Source organism: Streptomyces corynorhini, from assembly GCF_003346515.1.
In the GTDB taxonomy this organism is placed as follows: Bacteria; Actinomycetota; Actinomycetes; order Streptomycetales; family Streptomycetaceae; genus Streptomyces; species Streptomyces corynorhini.
Map to the genome: position 1 here is coordinate 23143 of NZ_QQNA01000084.1, position 25341 is coordinate 48483.

At 73.4% G+C, this 25341-nt stretch carries 13 protein-coding genes; 11 read left to right on the forward strand and 2 right to left on the reverse strand.

The window, feature by feature from the left end; genetic code table 11:
• The first annotated feature begins 56 nt into the window (after positions 1 to 56).
• The 11 genes from DVH02_RS12370 to DVH02_RS12420 all read left to right on the forward strand — a co-directional run bounded on the left by DVH02_RS12370 (position 57) and on the right by DVH02_RS12420 (position 23147).
• A complete protein-coding gene (locus DVH02_RS12370; RefSeq protein ID WP_114623834.1) occupies positions 57 to 911 on the forward strand; it encodes a nucleotidyl cyclase domain-containing protein in 855 nt (284 codons plus the stop codon).
• 5 nt (positions 912 to 916) lie between these two features.
• Positions 917 to 3589: a hypothetical protein gene (locus DVH02_RS35560; RefSeq protein WP_199566255.1), complete on the forward strand. Its 2673-nt coding sequence runs from the start codon at positions 917 to 919 to the stop codon at positions 3587 to 3589.
• Positions 3582 to 4745, forward strand: coding sequence for a hypothetical protein (locus tag DVH02_RS12380; protein ID WP_114623835.1), 1164 nt, complete (start codon positions 3582 to 3584; stop codon positions 4743 to 4745). The genes DVH02_RS35560 and DVH02_RS12380 overlap by 8 nt, the downstream gene beginning before the upstream one ends.
• Positions 4742 to 5293 (forward strand): Pycsar system effector family protein, encoded by a 552-nt coding sequence (locus DVH02_RS12385; protein ID WP_114623836.1) that lies wholly within the window; start codon positions 4742 to 4744, stop codon positions 5291 to 5293. The genes DVH02_RS12380 and DVH02_RS12385 overlap by 4 nt, the downstream gene beginning before the upstream one ends.
• Before the next feature lie 195 nt (positions 5294 to 5488).
• Positions 5489 to 7762: a VWA domain-containing protein gene (locus DVH02_RS12390; protein WP_158575873.1), complete on the forward strand. Its 2274-nt coding sequence runs from the start codon at positions 5489 to 5491 to the stop codon at positions 7760 to 7762.
• Between the two features lie 145 nt (positions 7763 to 7907).
• On the forward strand, positions 7908 to 11474 hold the full coding sequence (locus tag DVH02_RS12395; RefSeq protein WP_114623838.1) for a tubulin-like doman-containing protein: 3567 nt from the start codon (positions 7908 to 7910) through the stop codon (positions 11472 to 11474).
• Entirely contained in the window at positions 11471 to 14230 is a 2760-nt protein-coding gene (locus DVH02_RS12400) for a hypothetical protein (RefSeq protein WP_114623839.1), read from the forward strand. Before DVH02_RS12395 ends, DVH02_RS12400 begins: the two co-directional genes overlap by 4 nt.
• A 23-nt stretch (positions 14231 to 14253) precedes the next feature.
• Positions 14254 to 16380 (forward strand): protein kinase family protein, encoded by a 2127-nt coding sequence (locus DVH02_RS12405; RefSeq protein ID WP_233518185.1) that lies wholly within the window; start codon positions 14254 to 14256, stop codon positions 16378 to 16380.
• Positions 16377 to 18305 carry a hypothetical protein gene (locus tag DVH02_RS12410; RefSeq protein WP_114623840.1) on the forward strand — a complete coding sequence of 643 codons (1929 nt, stop codon included), beginning with the start codon at positions 16377 to 16379 and terminating at the stop codon, positions 18303 to 18305. Before DVH02_RS12405 ends, DVH02_RS12410 begins: the two co-directional genes overlap by 4 nt.
• A gap of 122 nt (positions 18306 to 18427) precedes the next feature.
• Complete coding sequence (locus DVH02_RS12415) at positions 18428 to 21751, forward strand: glycoside hydrolase family 2 TIM barrel-domain containing protein (RefSeq protein WP_114623841.1); 3324 nt, start codon at positions 18428 to 18430, stop codon at positions 21749 to 21751.
• Between the two features lie 553 nt (positions 21752 to 22304).
• Positions 22305 to 23147 carry a triphosphoribosyl-dephospho-CoA synthase gene (locus DVH02_RS12420; RefSeq protein ID WP_114623846.1) on the forward strand — a complete coding sequence of 281 codons (843 nt, stop codon included), beginning with the start codon at positions 22305 to 22307 and terminating at the stop codon, positions 23145 to 23147.
• Positions 23148 to 23166: 19 nt separating this feature from the next.
• On the opposite strand, the gene DVH02_RS12425 is transcribed toward DVH02_RS12420, so the two are convergent.
• Both DVH02_RS12425 and DVH02_RS12430 read right to left on the reverse strand, forming a co-directional pair.
• On the reverse strand, positions 23167 to 24240 hold the full coding sequence (locus DVH02_RS12425) for an MASE1 domain-containing protein (RefSeq protein WP_114623847.1): 1074 nt from the start codon (positions 24238 to 24240) through the stop codon (positions 23167 to 23169).
• A 101-nt stretch (positions 24241 to 24341) separates the two neighbouring features.
• Positions 24342 to 25007 (reverse strand): TetR/AcrR family transcriptional regulator, encoded by a 666-nt coding sequence (locus DVH02_RS12430; RefSeq protein ID WP_114623842.1) that lies wholly within the window; start codon positions 25005 to 25007, stop codon positions 24342 to 24344.
• Between the last annotated feature and the right edge of the window lie 334 nt (positions 25008 to 25341).

Here is a 25341-nt window from a genome sequence, read left to right on the forward strand (position 1 = left end):
CGCGCCCGACGCTGAGGAGGACGGGCGGCGACCGAACAAGCAAGAAGGAGTACGGGGTGGACCACGACGCGATGGACGTCGACGAGGCGCGCTACGAGTTGGTGATCAACATCGACGCGCGGAGTTCCGGGCGGTACGACGACGTGGAGCGGCCGCAGCTGCGGGCCCGCATCTATCGGGTGCTCGAAACGGCCTTCAACCACGCCAAGGTGGCGCGGAGCAGCTTCCACCTGGAGGACCGCGGTGACGGGGTGCTGCTGTCCGTGCCCTCACGGATCCCCGTGACCCGGCTGCTCGGCCTGTGGCTGATCGAGCTGCACGAGAAGCTGCGGGACGAGAACCGTGCGCTGCGCCTGCCGCTGGGGCTGCGGATCGGCATGCACGTCGGGCCGGTACGCCACGACGACAACGGCATCAGCGGGCGCGCGGTCGACCTCGCCTGTCGACTCGCCGACTCCGACGCCGCGCGGCGGCTCCTGAAGGCCGACGGGGCCGATCTCGTCCTGGTGGTGTCGGAGTCGCTGTACGCGGACGTGGTCAGCGGGGGCGGCAAGTTCATCGAGCCCTCGCGCTACACGTCGGCCCTGCTGGCGCTCAAGCCGGGCGAAGGCGAGGTCACGGCCTGGTTCCACCTTCCCGGGCGGCCCGCTCCGGAGGTCGCGGTGGGTCCGGTGGAGCCGACGGGGTCCTCCGGTCCGGCATCCTCGGGCGCCTCCGCGACCGCGTACCGGGCGGCGCCCGACGCTCTCCACGACCACGACCACGACGACGACGACGACATCGACATCGACGACTACGACGGCGCTCGCTACTCGGTACAGGGCGACATGTCCCAGCACCGGGGCAACGTCTACCACCATCCCGTGCACATCGGCCGGACGACAGACGCCGCCGATCGCCGGAAGAGCTGAGCGCCATGAGCGACGAAGAGCGGGCCGGCGCCGCCGCCCCCGAGCCCGGCGCCGGGGACCCGCAGGCGGGCCGCGACCACGGCGAAGCGGGCCCGGACGACAGGAAGACGGCAGAATCCGCCGAATCCGCCGAGCGGGATCGGGAGAGGGAGCAGGAGCAGGAGCGCGAACGCGCCCACGCCGCAGGCCGGTTCAGGGAGCACACCCGCGATCCGCTGGCCGAGGAGCAGGGCGAGGACGGGCACACCGATCTCGCCGCCGCCTCACGGGCCCGCCGCTCCACCCGCAACGTGTACAGCACCGGCCGGGACCTTACGTCCATCGACCGCTCTTTCATCGGGAGCGCCCATATCGGCGACATCCACTTACGGCTGGACGGCCGCCGCACCGGTGCGGAGACGCGCACCGGGCGCGTTCCCGAGGACGAGCTGCGCCGGATCCGCCGGATCCACGTGGAGCCGAAGGGGTACGTGCAACTGCGCCAGGCGCTCAGCACGCGCCGGCTGCTGGTGCTGGCCGGCGCCCCCGGCACGGGGCGTGCCAGCACCGCCCTCTCCCTCCTCGACGAGGTCACGCTCCTCGCGCCCGCAGACGCGGTGGACACCGGTGCGGACCCGGAGTCCGGCAGCGGCACCGGCGCACGCGCCCGTGTGTCGCGGGTCGATCCGGTCGACGGAGTGCGGAAGTTGCGGGGTGAGCTGACCAACTCGGGCCCGCGGGACGGGTCCGACGCGCGGAAACGGCACGGCACCGGATATCTCCTCGAACTCCCGATCGGCCAGCCGGGTTCGCCGCCGCCCGATGCGCTCGACCTGGACGGGCTGGCCGCAGAACTGGACAGTTGCCTGGCCTTCGCAGTGATCGTCGTGACGGCGGGAGCGGCGGCGAACCCGCTGCTCGCCGGGCGGTACGGCATGCTCTGCCCGCCCGTGCCGACATCGGAACTGCTCGCCGCGCGGCTGCGCGAGTACGTGGAGGACCATCTCGCCCCGGCCGGTGCAGGTACCTCGGGGACAGACGCCCAGGCCCGGACAGACGCCCAGGCCCGGACGGACACCCGGTCCTGGGCCGACGCCCCGGTCGGCTCCCCCGCCGACGCCGACGCCGACGCCGACCCCGGTGCCCCGGACAGCGGCACCCGCGTCGCGGAGCTGCTGCGCCGCGCCGAGGAGCTGGCGGACCGCCAGGACGTCCGGGACGCCGTCGGGCTCACGGATCTGCGCCCCGTCGAGGCCGAGTTGCTCGCGTCCCTGCTGGCCGGGCGCCTTCTGGCGGCCGTCAGCGACGACGAACTCCTGGCCGGCTGCCGCAGCCTCGCGGCCGGGCAGGCACGTGAGTGGTTCGCCGGAGTGGACCGCGCGCTCACCGTTCCGGCCGCCGCCGGCCCGGACGGGAGCGACGGCGGTCTGAGCGGCGCCGCGCGCCCCCGGGCGGCCGTGCTCTTCCACCCGGTGGCATTCCGTATCGCGCTCGCCGTGCTCGGCGGGGCCCCGCACAGCGCCGTCGCCGCCGCCGCGCATCTGCTGACCTGGGAGCTGTCCGTACAGAGCGATCCGGACCACACCCCCGCACGCCCGCTGTTCTGCGACGACCCCGCCGCCGACGCGATGCTCTCCCGGGCAGAGCTGACCGAGGGACGGATCGAGGTGGCGGGCGCCGAAGTGCCCGCCCGGCTGATCCGCTACCGGGGCTCCGCGCTGCCCGCCGTCGTTCTGTCCGAGATCTGGGACCAGCACTTCCCCGTGAGGGCGCCGGTCGTGCGCTGGCTGCGGCTGCTGGCGGACGATCCCCGGCCCCAGGTGTGGATCCGTGCCGCGGTGGCCACCGGGGAGCTGTGTGTACGGGACTTCGACCACGGATACGCCGAGCTGATCCGGCCGCTCGCGGAGGCGGCCACCCCGCGTCGGCGCATCTACGCCGCCACCGCACTCGACCAGGCGGCGGGCCACGCCTCGCACAGGAAAGCGGTACGGAAGCTGGTCGACGACTGGAGCCGGTACGGGTCGAAGCCGCTGCGCTGGACGGCGGCGATGACGCTGGGGTACGGGAACGCCGCCGCCTCGACGGACGGCACCCTGGCCGCGCTGGCCCGGATCGGCGTCCGGGACAAGGGCGATCAGCTGGCGATCGTCTCGCTCAATGTCGTACGGCTGCTGCCCCTCCCCGACAGCGCGGCGGTGCTGCGGGCCATGTCCGACTGGACCCACCACCGGCAGGAGACCTACCAGGATCTCGGTCTGGTGACCACGGTCCGGTTCGCGACGACCGTGGTGGCGGAGGTACTGGACGACGACATCGGCTCGGCGCTGGGCGAGCGGGCGGACTGGCCGCTGCCGCTCGCTCTGGCGGCTGCCCGCCCCGGCCTCGTCCCCGACATGGCCGACCTGCTCTGGACCGCGCTCAACACCCCCCGGTCGAAGGACGTGGCCATGGAGGCACTGGCCGGACTGCTGCGCTCCGCGGTTCGCGCGGACGGTTCGGAGTGGACGCGGCCGGGGCTGGCAGCGCTGCTGCCCGCGCTGATGAACCAGGACCACGACAGACGGCGGCTGGACTGGCTGCTGCGCCGAATGATGAACGATCCGGACAATCCGCTCCCCGACGCGCAGGCGCGCTCCTTGTGGTGGCTCGCCACCCCGCCCCGGGAGCGGACGGGCGAGGAGGACAGGCATGGTTGAGGACCGGTACCGGGCCGCGCGGGCGAACGGCGCGGCCGAGGAGGACGGCGCCGCCGTCGGAAGCGACACCGCCAACAGCCCCACGCCGGCGGGTCCGTATCTGCGGGACTACGGACCGGCGGGCCCGGTCCGACCGCCGAGCGCCCGTACGGCCCTGGTGCTGTTCTACCGGAACGGCGGCCACAGCGTGGCCACCGTCTCCGGTGTCCAGCACTACGACAAGCGGGCCCTGGCAAGGCCGCTCACCGTCTGCGAGATCGCGCTCGGCACCTTCGGGACCACCCTCCAGATGGAGTTGCCCGCCGCCGGCGGCGCCACATTCTTCAAGGCCGAGGTGGACATCCACTGGACCGTGGTCGATCCCCATCTGGCCGCCGTCGCCGTGGTGACCGATGTCGCCCAGCGGCTCACCGCGCCCACGCTGGAACGGCTGCGTGAAGTGTCGGCCGACTTCCCGGTGAACCGGGCCGAGGAGGCCAACCGTGCCATCACCCGGCACTGCGCCGGTGGACGCTGGGACGATCTGGGCGACGAACTCGGTCTGCGTGTGCGGCTGTACACGCGCCTGCGGGTGGACGACAGAACGATCCACCACGTGGAGGGCATCCGGGACGCGCACGCGTCGGCCGAGCTGACTCAGGTGCGCCAGACCAGAATCCGGGCCATGTTGCAGGGCGGGGAACTCTCCCAGCTCAGCTACATGATGGCGACCGACTCGGTGACCAGGGACTTCCTGGAGAAGATCCGCCAGGAGGGCAGACAGGACGAGAAGGACCGGGTCGACCGGCTCTTCGCCATGGTCGCCGGTGGCCAGCTCCACTCCACCGACGTGGAGACGCAGGCGCTCGACCTCCTCAACGGGGGCCATCGCTCGGTACAGGGCCGTCCCGCGATCCAGGGACCCATCGGCTCGCTGCCCGCCCGCCGCGACACTCCGTCCCTCGATCCGGCGCCCGGAGCGCCGTTCACCCCGGAGTGGGTGGCGGACGAACCGCTGCCCAAGGAGGACCGACGGCCCGGCCCGGCCGACGACATCGACGACACCGGCCACGTCGACCGCTTCGACGGTGTGGACGACATCCAGGACGCGACATCGCGGCCGCCGCGCCGCCGGAGCCGGGACGACGGCTGGTCCTGGGCCGAGGAGGACCAATGACCGACGACGCGACCGTACGCGCCGCCCCCGACCCGATCGTGCCGGTGCCGGACGGGGGTCTGCACGGACACGACCGGGCGGGGGAGCGCATCGCCGACCGATTGCTGACCACGGTCAGGGAGGACCTGGGCCGGGCCGACGCGAAGGCCGGCATCCTGCTCTCCGCGGCGCTGGCACTGCCCGCGTTTCTGATCGGCCGGCACGGCGCGCCCGAGTGGCACGGCCCCGCCGACCTCACGCTGGTCCTGGCGGGGGTGCTCTGGGCGCTCGCCGTGATCGCTCTCGTGCGAGCGCTCATGCCCCGTACGGGGACGGTGCGCGACCGGGACGGAGTGACGTTCTTCGCCGATCTGGTGCCGCCCTTCGACCACGCGCGGCTGACCGCCGAGATAGCGGACGCCGGGCGGGACCCGGCCGGCTGGCTGCTCATACAGGCCGTGGACGTCAGCACGATCCTCTCCGTCAAATACCGGGCCATCCGCTGGGGAGTGAGCGCCCTGGCCCCTTCGGCGGCGCTGGTGCTGATCTGGGGCCTGACCGCGTTCTGACCGCACGCACACACCACCTGCGCGCGGAGCCCATCCGCATGCGCAACCCACCTGTACCGAAGCGAAGTCGAGGGGACGACCGTGGAAAGAGCCAGCAGTAGACGGAAGGCAGGAGGAGGCCGGGGGCGCCGCCGCACGCGCGGTATGCCGGGCGTACTGAGCATGCTGGGCGCCGCAGCGATACTCCTGGCCCCGGTGGCTTCGGACGGACATCGGCCGGTGCCGGTGGCCGCGTCCGAACCATCTTTCGCCGCGGTCGACTACGTGGTCGCCGTGGACGAGTCCGCCAGCCTCGCACCCGAGGACATGAGGGCGGAGAAGGCCGCCGCCGCGCGGATCGCGCTGGGCGACGTCTCGGCGGCGTCGAACGTCACGGTCTTCGGGTTCGCCGCCGCCGAGTCCGACGACCAGAGCGCGGTGGACCCGGTCTGCCCACGCACCACGCTGGACGCGGCGGGACGCGAGACGATCGGTGCCTGTGTCGGCAAGCTGCGTGGCCGCCGCAAGAGCGAGGGCACCGGGACCGACTTTCCGGCCGCGATCCGGCAGGGGGTGCACGAACTGAGCAAAGGCACCGACGAGTCGGTGCCTCGCGTGCTGTTTCTGCTGACCGACGGGGTGCTGGACGTCACCGACAGCCCCAAGTACGGCGCCGCCTCGCACCGCGCCGAGGAGGGCGAACGGCAGCTGAAGCAGGCGTTGAAGGACGCCGCCGACCAGCGGGTCCAGATCTGGCCCCTGGGCTTCGGCCCTGCCCCGGACAAGGCGCAGCTCGACCGGATGGCCGCCGGTGGCTATCAGAAGGGCTGTGTCGAGCTGCCCTCCGCCCGCCCCAAGGCCCGCAAGGTCTCCGGTGCGAAGGACGTCGGCCCGATGCTGGAGCAGGCGTTCGCCGCCGCCCACTGCCTGCGCTACCAGCGCGGTGAGAGCAAGCGGCCACCCGCCACCCTCGAAGTCGCCATCTCGCCGCTGGCGACCGTGGGCAGCATCGTCGTCGACAAGGGCGACCCCAAGGTGACCATCAGCTATATCGATCCGCTCGGGCACCGGGTGCCCTCCTCGGGCACGTACGAGAAATCGCGGTTCGAGCTGGCCGGCGCCGGTGACAACGTGGAGGCCCTGAAGATCGTCGACCCGGTGCCCGGCGTCTGGAAGGTGAAGGCCGAGGCACCCGACGGGCACCGCTCGCTGCCGGTCGGGGTGAGCGTGCTGTGGCAGGGCGAGCTGCGCGGCTCGATCACCATGGACCCGCCGTCGCCGGAGCCCGGCCGGCGGACCACCGTCACCATGCGGTTGCAGACCCGCGAGGGGTACGAGATCGCGGACCCGAAGGACTACGCGGGGCTGCGGGTCCGCGGCGAGCTGACCGGGGAGGGCTTCACGCCGGTGCCGCTGCGCTTCACCGACGACGGCGAGGGCCCCGACCGGGCGGCGGGTGACGGGGCGTTCACCGGCTCGGTACGGATTCCGGAGCGCGCCGGCGGGGCGCTGAAGGTGAGCGGCACCCTGACCGCCTCGGGACTGCGCGCCGACACCCGCAGCGAGAGCGGCCGGGTGGCCCCCGCCGTGCCGGCCGTCACCTCTGCGCTGTCCCTGTCCGACGCGGACGCGCATCCCGGCGACCGGGTCACCGGTTCCCTCGCCGTCCACAACACCAGCGACACCCCCCACACCCTGCGGCTGTCCGTCACCGACCTCGCGCCTGGCCTGCTCACCGTCACGCCGTCCGAGATCGTGGTGAAGCCGGGCGAGTCGGCGCGCCCCGAGGTGACGGTCGAGGTCGCCGGGGCGGGCGCCTTCGGAGGACGGCTCGACAACGGGGGCCTGCGGCTCGGCGGGGTCGCCACCGTCATCGACACCACCGACGGCGACCGCCCCCTGGTGCGTTCCTCGCTCTCGGTACGGGTGACACCGAAACCCGGCGTCTGGGCACGGTACTGGTGGGTGCTGCCGACCGCGGCCGTCCTGGCCGCGGTGGTCGGGGCGATGGTCGCGGCCTGGCTTCGGCAGCGCCGTATCCGGCGGGATCCGTTCGGGCTCGTACTCCAACTGGTCTCCGCGGAGGGGGAGATCCTGGGCCGGCACCCGGCCGGGCACGGGACGAAGCAGTGGTACGAGTTCGCCGTCGTCGAGCCGCATCGAAGCCCGCGCATCGAGCGGCGCGCCAACGGGCCCTACGCCGTACGGCGCAGCCCCGAGGGCGGCGCCGTGCTGCGGAAGCGGGGCGGCGGCCAGACCCGGCTGCCCGCGCGCGGGCAGGTGCCGCTCACGGACTCGCTGAGCCTGTCCCTGGGCGAGGACACCAGGGGCGGCCCCAGGCCGGGCGCCCCCGCGAGTCCGTCCCGCTCCCGGATCCGCTCCCGCATCCGCACGAGCCCCCGGTCCGGAACCGGCACCGGCACCGGCGACACGACCACCCCCCTCTCCACCGGTCAGGGCGGCGACAGCGCCTACGACATGTACCGGTGACCGGCCGGGCGGCCCGCCCGGCCCCGGAGACCGTCACCGCATCGGCCCCGTACAGCGCCTTCCGGCAGCCATGCCGAACGGGGCACCCAGACGCACCGAGGACAAGTCGGCCACCGATACGGCCGAAAGCGGGAGGAAACACATCATGAAACTCTTCCAGCCGATGCTTTTCGTCGGCCTGGGCGGCACCGGTGGTCTGGTGGGCGCCGAACTGGAACGCAGACTGCGCGGCGAGCTGTGCGGCCCGGACGGCACCGCCCTCAGCCAGCTGAGTGGTCATGCCCCCTACCAACTGCCCGACTGTCTGCAGTTCGTGTACGCCGACTACAGCGAGTCCGATCTCCAGCGGCTCCCGCTGTACAACGTGCCTCCCTCACAGCGCGCCGCGTACGCCCGTACCTCCCGCGCCACGCACAACCTGCTGCCGAACTTCGACAGTTCACCGGAAGTGACCAAGATGCTCCGGGCGAGCCTGCGCGACGAGGTGGCCGGCTGGCTGCCACCGCGCGCCGACGAGCCGGAGGTCACCCCGCTGCGCGACGGCGCGGGCCAGCTGCCCACCGTCGGGCGGGCTGCCCTGTTCGCCACCCTGCGGCACGGCCTCCAACCGGTTCTTGAACCCCTGCTCCAGGCGATCGACGCGATGGCCAAGGCCGGTGGTGAGCTGAGCCAGTTGGGCGGCAGCAAGGTCAACGGCTGCGACGTGTTCGTCGCCTTCTCGGTGGCCGGCGGCACCGGCGCCGGGATCTTCCTGGACTATCTGCACCTGATCAACGAAGCGTTCCGGATCCGCCGCTTCAAAGGGGTGAAGGTCTACCCGCTCGTCGTCATGCCGTCCTCGTTCTCCTCGGCCACCGGCGGCGGCCAGGAGGCCGACCTCAACGCGGCCCGCGCCCTCGTCGATCTCTTCCGGCTGGTGGACGGGCAGAACGCGCCGACCGAGGGAGCCGATCTGGACTCCGACGACCAGCACGGCATCCGCTACCCGGGCGGCACCCCGCCGATCCGTCTCGGCACCGGCATCCTGCCCACCGCCTTCCTGTTCAGCCCGACGGCAGGAATCCGCCAGGACGACCTGCGCCGCTCCATCGTCTCCCTGGTGCTGTCCCTGATCGGTACGGAGCTGGGCGACGGCCGCGCCCCGGGCGGCGCCCGGGGCCGCACGATGGCCTCCGACGACTTCCAGACCTTCGCGGCGAGCTTCATCAACCGGGGCGTCCACCGCAGTGCCCCCTCCCCCACCGGCATCGGCCGCCAGGGCGTCTCCACCAGTCTCGTCGCCTCCATGACCGCCCCGATGGACCAGCTCGCGGACCTGGTCGCCGGCCGGTTGCTGCGCGAGGCGGTCTCCGACCTGGTGGACCAGCCCCGTACGCCCGCGCGCGGAATCGTGCCGCTGATCCGGCAGCTCTTCGCCGACTCCCACCTCGAAGAGCTGTGGGAGCGGGAGCAGTTGCCCGTTCCGGACCCCGAGCAGCTGCCGCGCGGCGGCCGGGTCATCGAGGTGGCGCTCGGCGAGCGCCTCGGGGACATGCAGCGGCAGCTGTCCGTGCTCCAGTCCGGCGCCGACCGGAAGGCCGCCTCGATGGCCGAGCGGTTCTCGCCCCGCCCCGCCGTCGAGAAGCTCCTCCAGACCGTCGATCCCTTCCTCGCCGAACGCGTCGTCAGGGGCGTTCCGAACAGCGACGACTCGATCGCCCGGGACGGCTTCCTCGGCATGCTCGGCAGCCGGGCCCGCACTCCCCAGCGCCCGCCCGGGGTGACCGCACAGCCGCCCAAGGTGCCGAGGATCAAGGGCCGGCTTGCCGGCATGTCCCCGGCCCGGTGGGGCGACGACGACGTCCAGGCGGCCCTCCAGGAGCAGGACGACTGGTATCAGTGGCGCAGCCGCGCCGTATGGCACGAGGCGTGGCGGGAGCAGCAGCGGCGCTGGCAGCCGCAGGCCGATGCCGCGGGGGCCGACCTCGCCCGCCTGCTGAACGCCTTCCACAAGCATGCGGAGCTGGAGAAGAAGGTGTCCGCGCAGAAGGGCCTCGAACTGTACGAGGACCGCACCGGCATCTCGTACCTTCTGCCGCCGCAGCGCACCCTCAACTACTTCTACGAGGATCTGGTCGCCCGGTTGATCCGCCGCGAGGACCTCGGCGAGGGCGACACCGAGGCCGCCCTCCTGCTCAAGCTGATCGACGGGGACACCTGGCGCACGGTCCACGGGCTCAGCCGTCGCAACCCGGACAGCGCCGTCGCGACCGTCAAGGCGCGGTTGGAAGCCCGCGTCACCCGGCTGTTCACCGAGAGCGGCGAACAGTTCGAGGAGCGCCCGCTGCTGCCGTCCATGGGTACTCTCCTGGCCGCCGCCGCGGGTGATGCGGAGGCCACCGACCAGGTCAGCAGGGAGGCACTTGAGATGTTCGGCCGCAAACTGGCCGGGCTGCTGCCGGTCGGCTTCACCCCGGAGGGCACCGGGCTGCTGCGGATCCTCGTCACCTACCCGCGGGTGCAGGGCGTCGACGAGGTCGAGGAGTTCCTCGGCAAGACGCTGGGGCTCCCGTCCGACGGCAAGAATTCCGTGGAGTACCGGCCGGTGGAGAGCGACTCCATCACCGTGGTCCTGTTCCGCAGCGAGATGAGCCTCACCCAGGTGCCCGAGGCCCGCAAGGTGCTCCGCCAATGGGCCAGGGCGAAGGACTCCGAGCAGGCCAAGGACGTGCTGCGGTGGCGCCAGCGGCTGGGGTACAAGGACGACTGGATGGTGAGCTGCGAGGACGACCGCCGCGTTATCCTGCACCGGCTGCTGTGCTGCCTGTGGAACGGCCAGGTGGACGTGCTCGACGGCGACGCCGCGTCACCGGCCCGGGTACGTCTGCGGCTCTTCCCGGAGAAGGGCAGCCATGTGCCGGGTGTCCGGCTGCGGTTGGGGGACGCCCGGGGAGCCGGATCGAACGGCGGTCTGTCGAGCTGGTCCGAGCTGCTGCGCTCGTACGAGCGCTGGACCGTCCTCGACGACGAACGGACCGTCGAGGACTACTGCCACGGCCTGATGATCGCCCAGCCGCTCGATCTCACCGGGGAGGGCGTGGAGCCGCATCCGCTCTTCGTCGAACTGGTCGAGAAGATCGCGCCGCGCCAGCTGGAACTGCTGGCGGCCCGCCGACAGAGCGGTGGGGAACGAGCCGAGGGATGGGTGCGGCCCCGGTGGGAGTTCTGGGCGGTGACCCTGCCGGCCGCGCTCGACACCGAGTTCGGGGACAAGGGCGCGGTCCAGCCGACTCTGCGCACACTGCTGGAGCACGTGCGCGGCGGATCGCCGGAGCCGCGCCCGCGCAAGGAGCTACCGGAGCCGCGGCGCTCCGTGGCCGACGAGGACGACTGGGGTACGGAGCCGCTGGTGCCGGTGGGCACGGGCGGTGAGGGGTACGCGGGCGACGGTGGCCGGACCACCGCCGGGGAGCGGTCCGCCGGGGAGCGGCACGACGCCGGACGGCACGGCGCGGAACGGTACGGCGCAGAACGGCACGACGCCGGACGGCACGGCGCGGAGCAGTTCGGCACGGAGCGGCACGGCACTCCGCGGCACGGCGCCCAGCGCCCGGCGGCGCCCTGGGACGACCCGGGCGACAGCCGCCGCGACTCCTCCGACGCCCTCGACCGGAACCAGGACTGGGACCGCGCCGCCGACCGCCACAACCCCTGGGACGGTGACGCGGAATGATCACCCCCGAGGAGACCGACACCGTCGTCCATCTGGACCTGCGGTTCGGGGCGGCGGAACTCGCCACCGCCCCCGCGCTGCGCCACCGGGTCGCCCAGCAGCTCGGCCAGGCCGGCCTGCCGGAGCCCGATCATCCGCGGTTCCTGGTGGTCGACACCCCGGCCGGGCTGACCGACCACCAGCGCCAGTACGAACTCCTCACCGCCTACCGGGCCGTGGGCGAGGTCAGGATCCTGGTCCTGCTGCTGGGCAGCTCGCCCGGCTCGTACGCGGGCGAGGACGAGGCGTTCCAGCCGGACCGGCGGCTGGTGCGTCCCGCGACGCTGCGGGCCTCCGGGACCGCCCTGCTGTGGGCGGGCGACCTGCGCTCGGCCCGTACGGCGCTGGAGCAGGCGGCGCCCGACGACCCGGCGGCGCTCGCGGTCCTGGTGGACCTGCTGTCGGTCCCCGACGTATTCCGGAAGGTGCTCGACACGCTCGGAACGCTGCCCGGAGCGGTCGGCGCGCCCGGCGTGCGGCTGCTGGAGCAGGATCTGCCGCCGGAGGTACGCGAGCGGGCCTGGCGCGACGCACTCACCCGCTTCGCCGGTGAGGACACCGAGCTGGTACCCGTGCTGCCGGAGGCTTTCTGGTCCGGTACCGAACTTCCTCCCGGACTCAGGGCGTTGGTGGAGGAAAGAGGCGGCCGTGACCAGCCGCACCGGGAGCCGGACGGGGTGGCGGACGGGGCGTACCACGCGTGCGCGGAGGCGCTCGACTCCGCCGAGTACACGCTGGCCGAACTGCGCTCCCTACCCGGGCTGCTGAGTCCGGGCCGCGCGGCCGCGTTCGACGCGGATCTCGGAGCGGCACGGCAGGCGCTCGACGAGTACCGGGAGCTGGTCGGTACGGCGCTGCGCGGTGGCGCCGGTGCCGGTACGCCCGCGTCCGCCGCGGAGGCGGCCGCCAGGCTGTCGGCGCTCGGGCTGCGGGTGCCGTCGGCGGAGGGCGTGGGCGAGCGAATCGGTGAGGGCTTGCGGGACTTCGCCAAGCGGCTGCTGGAACAGGGGCTGTCCCTGCGCGTGGTGGCCCGGCGCTTCACCGGGCTCGCCGGGCGGGTGGAGCCGGTGCCGGGCTCGGCCCTGGTGCCGAGACTGGACGCGCACACAGCCGGCGCGTCCCCCTCGGTGGACGAGAGGGACGGGCTGTCCGGCCCGTCCGCAGGACCGGTGGCGTGGGCGACGACGGCAGTGGCCGTCGCGGCGCTGCTCGGCGGGGCGTGGCGGGGGGCTTTGCTGCCGCTGGCCACCGTCGTACCGCTGGTGTTCATCGGGCTGCTCGCGCTCGGCGCGGCGCGACTGCCCGGCGGAGGCGGCCGGGGCGGCCGGGCCACGGGGGGTGTGTCGGGCGCGCTCCTCACGGAGCACGCCCTCGCTCTGCGGATCGCGGCAGTCGGTGGGGCCGCGGCCGGTGCGGCGCTGGCGTATCCGGCCGAGCATCCGCTCTGGCTGTCCGCCGTCGGGCTGCTGCTCGGTGCCGGTCTCGCGCTGGAGACGGCGCGCCGGCTGTGGCGGCAGGCCGCCGGAGTGTGGGCAACGGACCGGGGCACGGCCGCGCTGCGCCGGGCCCTGGCGGGGCTGGACGATCTGCTGGCCGAGGCGGTACGGGAGCACTGGGCCGCCGAGGAACGCCTGCACTGCGCCGACGCGGCCCGCTCCGTCGCCGGGATGCTGCGCGCGACGGCGGCGGCCGCCGACGCCGAGGCGGTGCCCGAGACGGTGTCGGTGCCCGCCATGGAGACCGGCGGAACGGCCGCCGACGCGCCGGATGCCGAGCCGTTCGACGCGGACGGCTGGCTGGCCGGGGCGTCGGCCCTGGAGCTGGACGCCTTCGCCGCGTACGGACCGGAGCCCGGCGGAGTGCCGGGGGGTGCAACGGGGAACGGCACCGGCAGGGGCGGCGGGGACGGCGGAGCCGACGCGTGGGCGCACGTGTACGGGGGGCAGGACTCGCCCGCGGCCCCGCCCGCGCCGGTGACGGCCACCGCCCGATCCACCGCGCCCGCCGGCGCCCCGCGCTGGCTGGAACGCGAGAGCGGCGAGGGCGGGCCGGAGCTGGTCGCCACCCTGGTCCGCGACCTGACGGACGCCGCCATGGTCGCGATGAAGCCCTACTGGGGTGCCGTCGAACGCGGCCAGGCAGGCGCCCACGCACTCCACCGCACCGAGGAACGGGTCCACGACCTGCTGTCCACGGCACGCCGGCATCTGCGGCACAACGGCGTGCTCGCCCCACCGCCGTTCACGGCAGGCGACCGCCCCCGTACCTCCTCGGCGAACCTGCTGGGCACCGACCCGCACCGGCCGGCCGAACTGGTCGGTGCCGAGGCCGACCGGCAGGCCGTCGTACAGCTCTCCTCGCCCGAACAGGGCGCGCTGCTCAGCCGCGACCCGGCGGCGGCGGTGTGGGTCCGGTTCGCCCCCGAGGCCGTGCGGGCCGAGGTCGAGAACGCGTGGCAGGCGAGCGGTTCGATCCCGCCCGAGGAGGCGCTGTGGACCTCGTCGGGACGGTACGCCGGACTGATCCGGCTCACTCCGCTGCGGATGGGCGTGGTGGACACCGTGCGGTCACGCCGGAGCACCGAGCCGGACCGTACGGGCGCCGACGGCCCCTACGACACACACCACCCGCACGACCCGTCCCACCCGGGCGTCCCCGAACAGGGCGTCCACGAGCCGGACGGCTATGACGCGCGAAGGGACAGTGACCGGTGGTAAGCGACATCTCGTATTCCGGGCCCGTGACACCGGGCGGGCCGCAGCGTGCCACGCTCGCCTTCACCACGCCCTCGGGGGGCCACCGCAGTGCCCCCGCCCGCCTCGGACGCGCTTCACGCCGCGATCCGCTGCTGCCCCAACAGGCCCGGAACGCCCTGCTCGACGACGAGGGGCAGCAGTGCGTCCAGGTGCGCCTGAGCGCCGCCGACGCGGCCAACCCCGCGGCGCGTGCCCTGCTCGACACCGAGGCCGGCACCGCGCTGCGACTGCACCGGATCCTCGACTCCACCGAGTACGCGGCGCTCTTCCCCCGGGTCATCGGCCACGACCTGGACAGCGCCGAGCCGTTCCTGCTCTACGAGGCGCCGCGCGGCACCGCTGCCGCCCGTAGGCATGTGATGGGCGCGGCCGACCAGCGCGTCCTCGCCCGCGATCTGCTGCTGGCCCTGTGCCTGCTGGCCGGTCAGGGCCTGGTGCCGCGCGGGATCTCGCCCGCCTCGGTACGGTGGGACGGCACGTCGCTCCAGCTCTGGGGGCTGGACGGAATCGCCCGCACCGGCCGGCCGAGGACCCCGTGGGGCCGGGCGCCGTACTGCTCGCCCGAACAGCGCCGCGGCGAGGGGCTCGTGGACTCCAGGGACGCGGTGTGGAGCGCGGCCCAGGTGCTCTACCAGTTGGCCACCGGCCGACCGGGCGCCGCCGACCGGGCCCCCGCCGACCTCGGCCAGCACCGGATGCTGGCCGAGACGCTGCGCGGCGCCTTCGCCCCGCTGGCCGTGGACCGCCCGACGCCCGACCGGCTGCTGGACCTGCTGGCCCCGGGCGCGGCCCGGCGCGTCGCCCTGACCGTGGCCGCCGACGAGACGGGCCCGCACCGGGAGGCGTTCGCGCAGGCGCTGCGGCTGAAGGCACAGAGCCAGGAGCCTCCAGGCCGGGAGACGTACGACCTGACAGCCGCACCCGTGACCGCCGAGGATGACGGCGGTCACGTGCTGTGCCCGTACTGCCTGGAAACGATCCAGCTCGACCTCTCCGCCCTGTTCGTCCCCGACAGCAAGATGCAGTACCAGCCACTGGACCTCGCGGCCATCGGCAACCCGCTGCGCCGCCAGGACCTCATGCGCGGCGCCGTCCAGAAGTGCGCGGCGGACCCGGATTTCCCCGAACACTTCATCCCCGTGCCCTATCTGATGTACGGCCGACCGCTGACCGTCGCGATGATCGGCCAGTCCTCCACCGGCAAGAGTCATCTGCTGACCCAGATGATCGCCGAGATCACCGACGGCGGCCTGGAACCGTTCGGGCTGACCTGGCAGTCCGTCAACCCCGAGCAGCACGCCCGGTTCGTGCGCGAGCGGGTGCAGCCCCTGCGCAGCGGCCGGGTGCTCGACCACACCGGCGGGCTGCGGCTGGACGGCTTCGCCCGCTTCGTGGAGTCCCTGCTGATCACCGACGCCCACGGCCGGGTGCGGCCGGTCGCCTTCTTCGATCTCGGCGGCGAGGATCTCGTACGGACGGACGCGGCGCTCCGCTTCCTGCTGGGCGTCGACGCCATGGTCTTCGTCGTCGACCCGGCGCTCGCGCTCCCGCTGCCGGAGCTGGACCGGGCCAGGGAGCGCTGGGGCCTTGAGGTGAACCGGGACGGCGATCTGGCGTTCGGCACCGTACTCGACCGGCTGCCGAGAAACGGCCCGTATCTGGATGTCGCGGCGGCGGTGGTGCTTGCCAAGGCGGACCTCCTGCGGTTCCGGCCGCCGGTCGACCGCTGGCTGAGCGAGCCACCGCCTCCGGCCGGCGCGCTCGACACGGCGTGGCTGCGCGAGGAGAGCCAGGACGTGTACGGGCTGCTGCGCCACCACGCCGGTCCGGCGTGGCTGCGCCCGTTCGACGCGATCCGCCACTGCACCCTGCATGTGGCGTCGGCCACCGGCGGCCAGGAGGACAGGGGGCGCTTCCCGGCCGGGGCACGGCCCCGGCGGGTGCTCGAACCGCTGGTGTCGCTGCTGGCGATGCGGGGGGTGATCGAGGTACGGGACGGCGCGCGGTCGCTCTCCCTGGACCCGGGGGCGGACCCGGGGCCGGCGATCGAGGCGATGCCGACGACGGAGGCCGGGGGATTCCGTGGATCAGTAGGAGGTAAAGCGAGATGACGGGTTTCCAGGACAGCGAAGGGTGCGGCCGGCCGGGCCAGGGGACCCCTGCCGGTACGGGCGTCAGTGGCGTGGTGCACCAGGTGGTCTTCCGGTGGGACGGCAACCACGGCCGCCAGAGCACCGGCATGACAGCCGTCTCCCACTCGTGCTCGGCCGAACGTGCCGAGCAACTGGGCCGTGAACTGGGGCCGTTGCTCTGGGTATCCGGTACGGAGGGCCCGCGCAGGCCCAGTTTCGTCCGTACCCTCTCCCGCGACGGCGACATCATGCTCGCCCAGCGCTGGCCCACCACCGACCGGAGCGGCCGGCCCAGCACGGTCAGCCATGTCCTGATCGGTGACTCGAACATCCTCAAGACCCGGCTGTGTCTCGGGCTCACGCACGGCGGCTGGGAAAACCGGGAAAAGGTGGAGGGTGCGGCGGGGACACAACGGCAGCTGACAGTAAGGGAACTACAGGACCTCGCCGGCAAGCGACTGCCCGCGATGCTGGAGCTGCTGCCGACCGTCAGGGACACCCTGATGCTGGTCACGGCCGAATGGCTGCGCGATCCGGCACAGCGGATCTCGCTGCTGACCGACGAGGTAAGGCTGCCCGACCGGCCGGACCAGGACGCGGCGCCGCTGGTCTATCTCGGCCTCTTCATGCTCTTCGGCCCGTGGCTGGGCCGGGAGTGGACCTTCGCCACCTACGACACCCTCGACACGCACCCCCTGCGGCTGACGTGCGTACCGCGCTGGGAACCGGACACGGGCGAGTCGGGGCCGCTGGCCCGGGTCATCGGCCGGATGTCGGCCACGCCTCGGTACGAGCACAAAATGGCGGTCAGGCTCGTCGACCACGTGCTCGCGCACCCGGCAGCCCCGCCCGGCGTACCGCACCTGGTCGAGGAGCTACCGGACGGTGCGGCGCTGGACTGGACGCGGCGGCGCGACCTGCTGACGCGGATCCTGTCCGCGGACCGCCGGCCGACGGCCCCGGCCCGTTCCCAGGCGCCACCGCCGAGGCCGGAACCGAGGTCGGAACCGAGGCCGGAACGGCGCACGGAACCACGGCAGGAGACGTGGCAGCCATCATCACCATCGCCGTCGCCCGTCGCCTCCCCGGCGCCGGTCGCGCACGACGACCGAACGCTCCACGAGGTACTGCGCTCCTATCGGCACAACGACCCCACACGGCGGGACCGGTCGGCCGAGAACCTGTCGGAGCGACTGCGCGACCTGCCCGACGAACACCTCGTGAACGAACTGTGCTCCGGCGTTCCGTCTTCGGACGCCGTGGAGCTGCTGCTGCGGGAGCTGGGCGGCCACGGCCGCCGCCACGCACGCCGGGACGAGGTACGGCACAGGCTGTGCGCCGAGGTGCTCCGTAACGACCTCTACCTCACCCCGAACGGCCCTCACGGCCCCGACGACCTGCACCGACCGGGCAACGGGCTGCTCTCCCGCACGGAATCGACCCAGCGGGCCGCCGACCTCTTCGCCTGGGCCGTCGCCCCGCTGGCCAGGGACGAACGCTACCTGCGGGATCTCGGTGAGCTGTTGCACCGTATGAGCCGGGACCGCCCTCCCACCGCGGTCAACTGGCTGCGGCAGGCCATCATCCAACCCGCCGACGGCGTGGTCCCGGATCTCCCGCCGGCGTTGTGGCAGCAGATCCTGCGCGACGTGATCAGCCAGAAGCCGTCGGCGGCCACCGTGCGATCCGCCACACCGACCGCCGCGCCGACCGCCGGACCCAGCGCCGCGCCGACGGCATCACGCCCACCGGTCAACGTCCGCCCGGCCCCGCCTCCCGCCCGGATGCCCCCGCTCACCCTCGCGGCGCGCCTCTCCGACTTCAGCAACAGTCCGGGCTGTGTGCTCGGGGTGGCGGGGAGTCTCATCGTCATCTTCATCACGACCGCGCTTCTGCTCCTCTGAGGGCGCGCAGCCCGTCGGCCACGGCGGGACGCGGGAGCCGCGCGGGGCGTCGGGAGTCTTGTGTGGTGCTCGGTTACGTCCGATGCTGGTTGTTCTTGTTGCCTTCGGTTCGGAGTCGCCGCATGAGTGGAGAAAGTCCGAGCAACAACCAACATCCGCGCCGCCGTTCGCTCCTGGTCTCCGGGGCCGCCCTCGCGGGATGGGCCGCCTTCGTCGGGCAGAAGAGCGCCTTCGCGGCGGACGCGGGTCCCGGCGGCGGGCGCGCCGCCGGGGCCGGGGGTGCCGCCGGGCGCGCCGCCGGCGCCGGAGGTGCCGCCGGGGGTGCCGCCGAGGAGCGTCCGGAGTGGGACGGCCGGCCGCAGGTGTTCCAGGTCAACCGGGAAGAGGCGCGCACCCGGCTCGTACCGTACGCGAGCGCCGCCGAGGCGCTGCGCGGGCGGCTGGAGCAGTCGCCGTACTACCGTTCCCTCAATGGCAGTTGGCGCTTCCGCTGGTCGGAGAATCCGGAGCGGCGGCCCGTCGGTTTCCACGCGGTGGACTACGACGACAGCGCCTGGGACCAGATCCCCGTGCCCTCGAACTGGGAGATGCTGGGCTATCCGGAGCCGATCTACCTCAACATCAAGTACCCGTGGGTCGGCTACGAGACGCCCGAACCCCCCGACGCGCCGCACACGTTCAACCCGGTCGGCTCCTACCGCCGGGACTTCACCGTGCCCCGCGACTGGCAGGGACGGCGCACGCTGATCTCGTTCCAGGGCGTGAAGTCCGCGTTCTTCGTGTGGGTGAACGGCGAGCGCGTCGGCTACAGCGAGGACAGTTACACACCGGCCGAGTTCGACATCTCCGCGTACGTCAGGCCGGGGCACAACACGCTGGCCGTCGAGGTCTTCCGGTGGTCCGACGGGAGTTGGCTGGAGGACCAGGACCTCATCGACCTGGCGGGCATCTTCCGGGATGTCTATCTGTACGCGATCGCGCCGACGCACCTCCAGGACCTCTTCGTACGCACCGAGTTGGACGCCGCCCACCGCGACGCCACCCTCAGCGTCACGCTGGACGTCCGCGACCGGGGCGGCGCGGCGGCCGAGGCGCGGGCATCCAGCGGCCGAGCACCGCGCGGCCACCGGGTCGAGGCCGTGCTGTACGACGCCGACGGGCGGCGCGTCCTCAAGCGCCCCCTCACCGGCCCGGTCACCCTCCCGCCGTCCGGCGACGCCGCCCTCACCCTCACCGCCGAGGTCCCCGCCCCGGCCCTCTGGTCGGCCGAGTCCCCGCACCTCTACACCCTCGTCGTCACCCTCACCGACGGCTCCGGCCGGGCCGTCGACATCCAGCGGGCCCGGTTCGGCTTCCGGGAGATCGCGTACGGCCCCGGTACGTACACCATCAACGGCCGGCCGATCATGCTGCGCGGCACCAACCGCCACGAGAACGACCCCGACCACGGCCAGGCGGTCCGCGAGGACCGGATGGTCGAGGACATCCGGCTGATGAAGCGGCACAACATCAACGCCGTGCGCACCTCCCACTACCCCAACCACCCGCGCTGGCTGGAACTCTGCGACGAGTACGGCCTGTACGTCATCGACGAGGCCAACCTCGAAACGCACGGCGTGCGCGACCGCGTGCCCGCCTCGCTCCCCGAGTGGACCGACGCCTGCGTGGACCGGATGCGTTCGCTCGTCGAGCGCGACAAGAACCATCCCTGCGTCGTCGCCTGGTCGCTCGGCAACGAGGCCGGCCAGGGCGACAACTTCCGTGCCATGGCCGACTGGACGCACGCGCGCGACGCCTCCCGGCCGGTGCACTACGAGGGCATGAACGCCGTCACCGACATCCACAGCGAGATGTACACCAGCCCCGCGGGCGTCGAGGCGTACGGGAAGTCGGGCAACCCGAAGCCGTATCTGCTGTGCGAGTACACCCACTCGATGGGCAACAGCGGCGGCAATCTGCGCGAGTACTGGGACGCCTTCGAGCGCTATCCGAATCTGCACGGCGCCTTCGTGTGGGACTGGGCCGACCAGTCGGTGCGGCTCCCGGTGCCCGGCGACCCCCGCCGCACCTATCTGTCGTACGGCGGCGACTGGCACCCCGGGATGCCCTCCGACGGCAACTTCTGCGCCAACGGCCTGGTGGACGCCGACCGGCGGGTCCATCCGGGACTCCTCGAACTCAAGAAGGTGTACGAGCCGGTGGCCGTCACCGTGCGGGACGCGGCGGCCGGGCAGCCGGTCCTCACCGTACGCAACAAGCACCTGTTCAGCGGGCTCGACGCGTACGAGCTGCGCTGGGCGCTCACCCGGGACGGCGATCCCGTGCAGCGCGGCACACTGCCCGCGCCGAAGGCCGCGCCGGGCGGGGAGGCCACCGTACGGATCCCCTCCCGCAGGCCGGGCGCGCTCGCGCCGGGGGCGGAGTACGGGCTGAGCGTCTCCCTCGTCCTGCGCGCGAGGACCCGCTGGGCCGACGCCGGACACACCGTCGCCGCCGAGCAGTTCGCCCTGGACTGGGACGCCCCGGCCCCGGCCGCCCCGCCCGCTCCGCCCGCCCTGACGCTCGACGCGTCGGGCACCCTCGTCCGCGTCACCGGGCGGAACGTCGAGGTGGTCCTCGGCCGGCGGACCGGCACGCTCGACTCGTACCGCTTCCGGGGGCGGCTGCTGCTGGCGGGCGGCCCCGTGCCCAACTTCTGGCGCGCGCCGACGGACAACGACATCGGCCGGGGCTTCGAGAAGACCGCCCGCACCTGGCGGGACGCGGGCGCCGACCGGACGGTCACCTCGGTGACCACCGCGCATCCCGCGCCCGGCGAGGTGGTGATCGAGGTCGCGGCGACCCTCCCCACCGCGCCCACCGCCGCCACCTGGCACACCGTCTTCCGGGTCCTGGGCAGCGGCGAGGTGCGCGTACGGCACACCCTCACCGCGCCCGCCGGTCTGCCGGACCTGCCCGTGGTGGGCGCGCTGCTGACCGTACCGGCGGGGCTGGAGCGGCTCGACTGGCACGGACGGGGACCGCACGAGAACTACTGGGACCGCAACACCGGTGCCCTCGTGGGCCGTTACCGTTCGACGGTGGACGACCAGGTCGCTCCGTACATCCGCCCGCAGCAGACGGGCAACATGACGGACGTACGGCGGCTGTCCCTCACCGACCGGCTCGGTGACGGACTGTCGGTGACCGCCGACCCGGCCCAGGAGGGCGAACGGGTGCGCGCCGCAGACCTGTTGGAGACCAGCGCGCTGCACTACTCGCCCTTCGACCTCGACGGGCCCCGGCACCCGCACGACCTGAAGCGCCGGGACGAGACCGTACTCGGCGTCAACCACCGGCAGACGGGGGTCGGCGGCATCAACTCGTGGGGCGCGGCCCCGCTGGCGGCGTACCTGCTGCACGCGGGCCGCACCTATACGTACGGATACCGGCTGCGGCCCGCGTAGCTCTCCGCGGTCTCCGCGCGAGAGCCGGGCGGCCGGGCGGCCGGGCTGGGCCTTGTGAGGCTCGCCCGGCCGCACAGGAAGCGCACAGCCCAGAGCCGGGTTCCTCTCAGGCTCGCCCCCTACCGTCCAGTACATGACAGCGAAACACGTGGTCAAGAGGGGGAGCGGGCGGCGGACGCGCGCCATCGACGGCGGCGGCGCCGTGGCGGGCGCGGGCGCGCTGGCCACGGTGGCCGCGGTGGCCGCGCTCGGCTCCACCGCCGACGACGCGACGTATTCGCGCGGCCACCAGGTCGCCGACACAGACGGCGTCGTCGTCACGTTCACGACGACCGTGCCCGGCTGGTACACCCCGCGCACCCGCCACATCCACGTCAGGGTCCACACCGGCGGGCAGAAGGCGGACGGGACGCAATCCGCTGCTTCGTCGTCCGCTGCTTCGTCGTCCACTGCCGCGCCGTCCGCTCTTCGTCGTCCGCTCTTCGTCGTCGTAGGACATCGCCACGCACGACGACTCCTGACTCGTCACTACGCACTCGGTAAGGGGACTTGTATGAGCCGCGCGGACGAGGTGCTCGCGGAGGTGGCGGTCGACGCCCTGCTGGCCGAGGCCGAGCTGACCCCCAAGCCCGGCCTCCCGGACGCCCGCGAGGCCGACTTCGGCGCCCTGCGCTGGTCGGCGCGCTCGCTGACGCCCGGCCTCACCGCGATGGCGGCGGCGGCCCGCCGCGCGGGCGGCGAGCCCGGCCGCGGGCTGCGCCGCGAACTCGGCGCGATCGGCCGCTGCACCGAGCGCACCATGGCGCGCGCCAACGCGGGCAGCGCGCTGCACCACGGCGCCGTCTGGCCGCTCGGCCTGCTGGTGTCCGCCGCCGCCTTGGCCCCCACGCTCGCCCCCGACCGGCTTCCCACCGAGGCCAGGCGGCTCGCCGCCCTCCCCGACGGGGCGGCGCCGCGGATCCCCTCCCCCGGATCCGCGGCGGCGTCCCGTTACGGCGCGGCGGGCGCGCGGGGCGAGGCGCGCGCCGGATTCCCGCACGTACGACGGGCGTTGACGGCGCTGCGTACGGCCAGAGCGGCGGGCGCCCGCGAACCCGAGGCCCGGCTCGACGCGCTGCTCACCGTCATGAGCACCCTCCAGGACACCGGCCTGCTGCACGCGGCGGGACCGCACGGGCTGCGCGAGGCGCAGAACGGCGCCCGCGAGGTGCTCGAAGCGGGCGGCGTCGGCAGCGCGCGGGGCGGCGCGGCCCTGCACGCCCTGGACGTACGGCTGCGCGCCGACGGGCTACGGCCCCGGGGCAGCGCCCACCTGCTGGCGGGAGCGCTGTTCCTGGACATCCTGCGCGACAGATCCGTCGCGCGGGCCGCCCGGCCCACCGCCCTGGCGGCCTGAGACGGCCGGGCCGGTCGCCCTACCCGCGCGGGCGGTCCTTCGGCCCGGACGGCGCCAGGCGCGCCACCACCTCCGCCAGTTCCAGGCACGCCTGCTCGACCTTGTGCCGGATGTTGCGCTGCTCGGTGACGATCGCCGCGAGCAGCAGGGCTGTCAGGGCGGCGGAGCCGTTGAGGGCCTGGAGGCTGACCATGACCTCGACGAAGGTGTGGTGCGCGAAGGGGCCGACGCGGTCGATCGCCGCCGAGATGGCCAGGACGGAGACGAGCAGCGCGCACGGCGCCGCGCCGGCCAGCTGGAAGCGCAGGGCGGCCCAGACGAGGAGCGGGAAGACGAGAAAGAGCAGGCAGAGAGGGCTTCTGGTGGCCCACGGGATGACGGCGACGGCGGCGACCGTCAGGGCCGCCGCCTCGGCCCAGCGGCGCGGATCGCGGGGCAGCGGGAGCCTGGCCCTGCGCAGGACGAGGATCAGCGGGGTGACGATCAGTACGCCCATCGCGTCGCCCGTCCACCACGCCGACCAGGTCGGCCAGAGCCCCTCGGGCGGCAGCCTGCCGCTGAGCACCATCACCGCCGTACCGGTCGTCGCGCTGATCAGCATCCCGGCCAGCGCGCCCAGGAACACCAGCGCCACCCCGTCCCGCAACCGGTCGAGGGCGATCCGGAAGCCGACCGTCCGGAGCAGGAGGCAGGCGCAGACGGGCGCGAGCGTGTTGCCCGCGATGATGCCGAGGTCGGTGAGGCGCAGCGGGCCGATCGTCGCGATGGAGAGCAGCACCCCGAGCGCGATGCCCGGCCAGACCCGCAGGCCCAGCAGGAGCAGACTGCTCAGCGCGACGCCCGTGGGCGGCCACAGCGGGGTGATGACCGTCCCCTCGATGACCACCTGGCGCAGCAGCCCCAGCTGTCCGACCGCCCAGTAGGCGGCGGCGACGGCGAGGATCCATACCGCGTCCGCGCGCAGACGGCGGACGCGGTCGGCACGGCGGTCGGCACGGCGGTCACCACGCCGGTCACCACGCCGGTCACCACGGGCATGAGGCGAACGGGACGACGGATCTCGGGGTTCCTCGGTGCGCTCCACACCGGCCATGAGACAACGCGCGTCGCCCGACTCGGCCGTGACACGCTGCCGGGCGGCCGTCGCGGCCGTCGCCGCGCCCGCCGCCGGGACGGGCGGCTCGCTGGTCCGTGTCAGCCCCGTGGCTGGGTGCCGGGCAGCCACTGGGCGGTGAGGGTGTTGACGTCGGATCTCGACAAGGGGTCGCCGAGGTCGCCGTTGTCCGGTGCGTGGCGCAGGCCGTCGATGAGCAGTTGCATGTAGCGGGCGTAGGCGTCGGGGCGGACGTCGCGGCTGTGGTGGGCGACCTCGCTGACCATCATGAGCAGCATCGGGACATCACCCGCGGTGAAATCGGGCCGGAGCGCCCCTTCCGCGCGGGCCCGTTCGACGAGTTGCTCCACCAGCGGGAAGATCCGTCGGCGGATCTGTTCGAAGTGCCGCTGGCCGAGGTCCGCTCCCAGGACGATGTCGCGGATTCCCCGGTTGGCGGCGTGGATCTCCGCGGCACGGTGCAGGAAGCGCACCAGTCCGATCCATCCGGTGGGCGCCCGCAGTGCCGCCTCGATGTCCTTCGCGTGCTGGTCCAGGTGCTCCTCGAAGGCGGCCCACAGGAGGGCTTCCTTGGTGGGGAAGCGACGGTAGACGGTTCCCACGCCGACGCCCGCGCGATGGGCGACATCGTCCAGGGTCGCCGCGATACCGCGTACGGCGAACACCTCGCGGGCCGAATCGACGATGCGCTCGCGGTTCAGCCGCGCGTCGCGACGCAGCGGGCGGGAGGGCGGTTCGCTCGTCATGACCGCGATCCTAACAAGTGGAGCAGGGATCTCAATTTAGTGACCCGCACCACAAAGTGGAGAGGGCATCTCAACTTTTGCCTCGCCGTTCCCTAGAATCCGGCAATCGGAGGTACCTCCTCAACTTACGTCGCCGACGGCCCGGAAGGCACACCCATGAGCACAACAGGTCCCCAGAACGAAGCGGCCCCCGGCGCCGCGCCCCCGTCCGGCGCCGGTACGGATGCGGGTGCTCGTACGGATGCGGGTGCCGGTACGGGTGCGGATGCGGGTGCCGGTACAGGTACGAGTGCCGGTACGGGTGCGGGTACGGGTACGGGTGCCGGTACGGGTG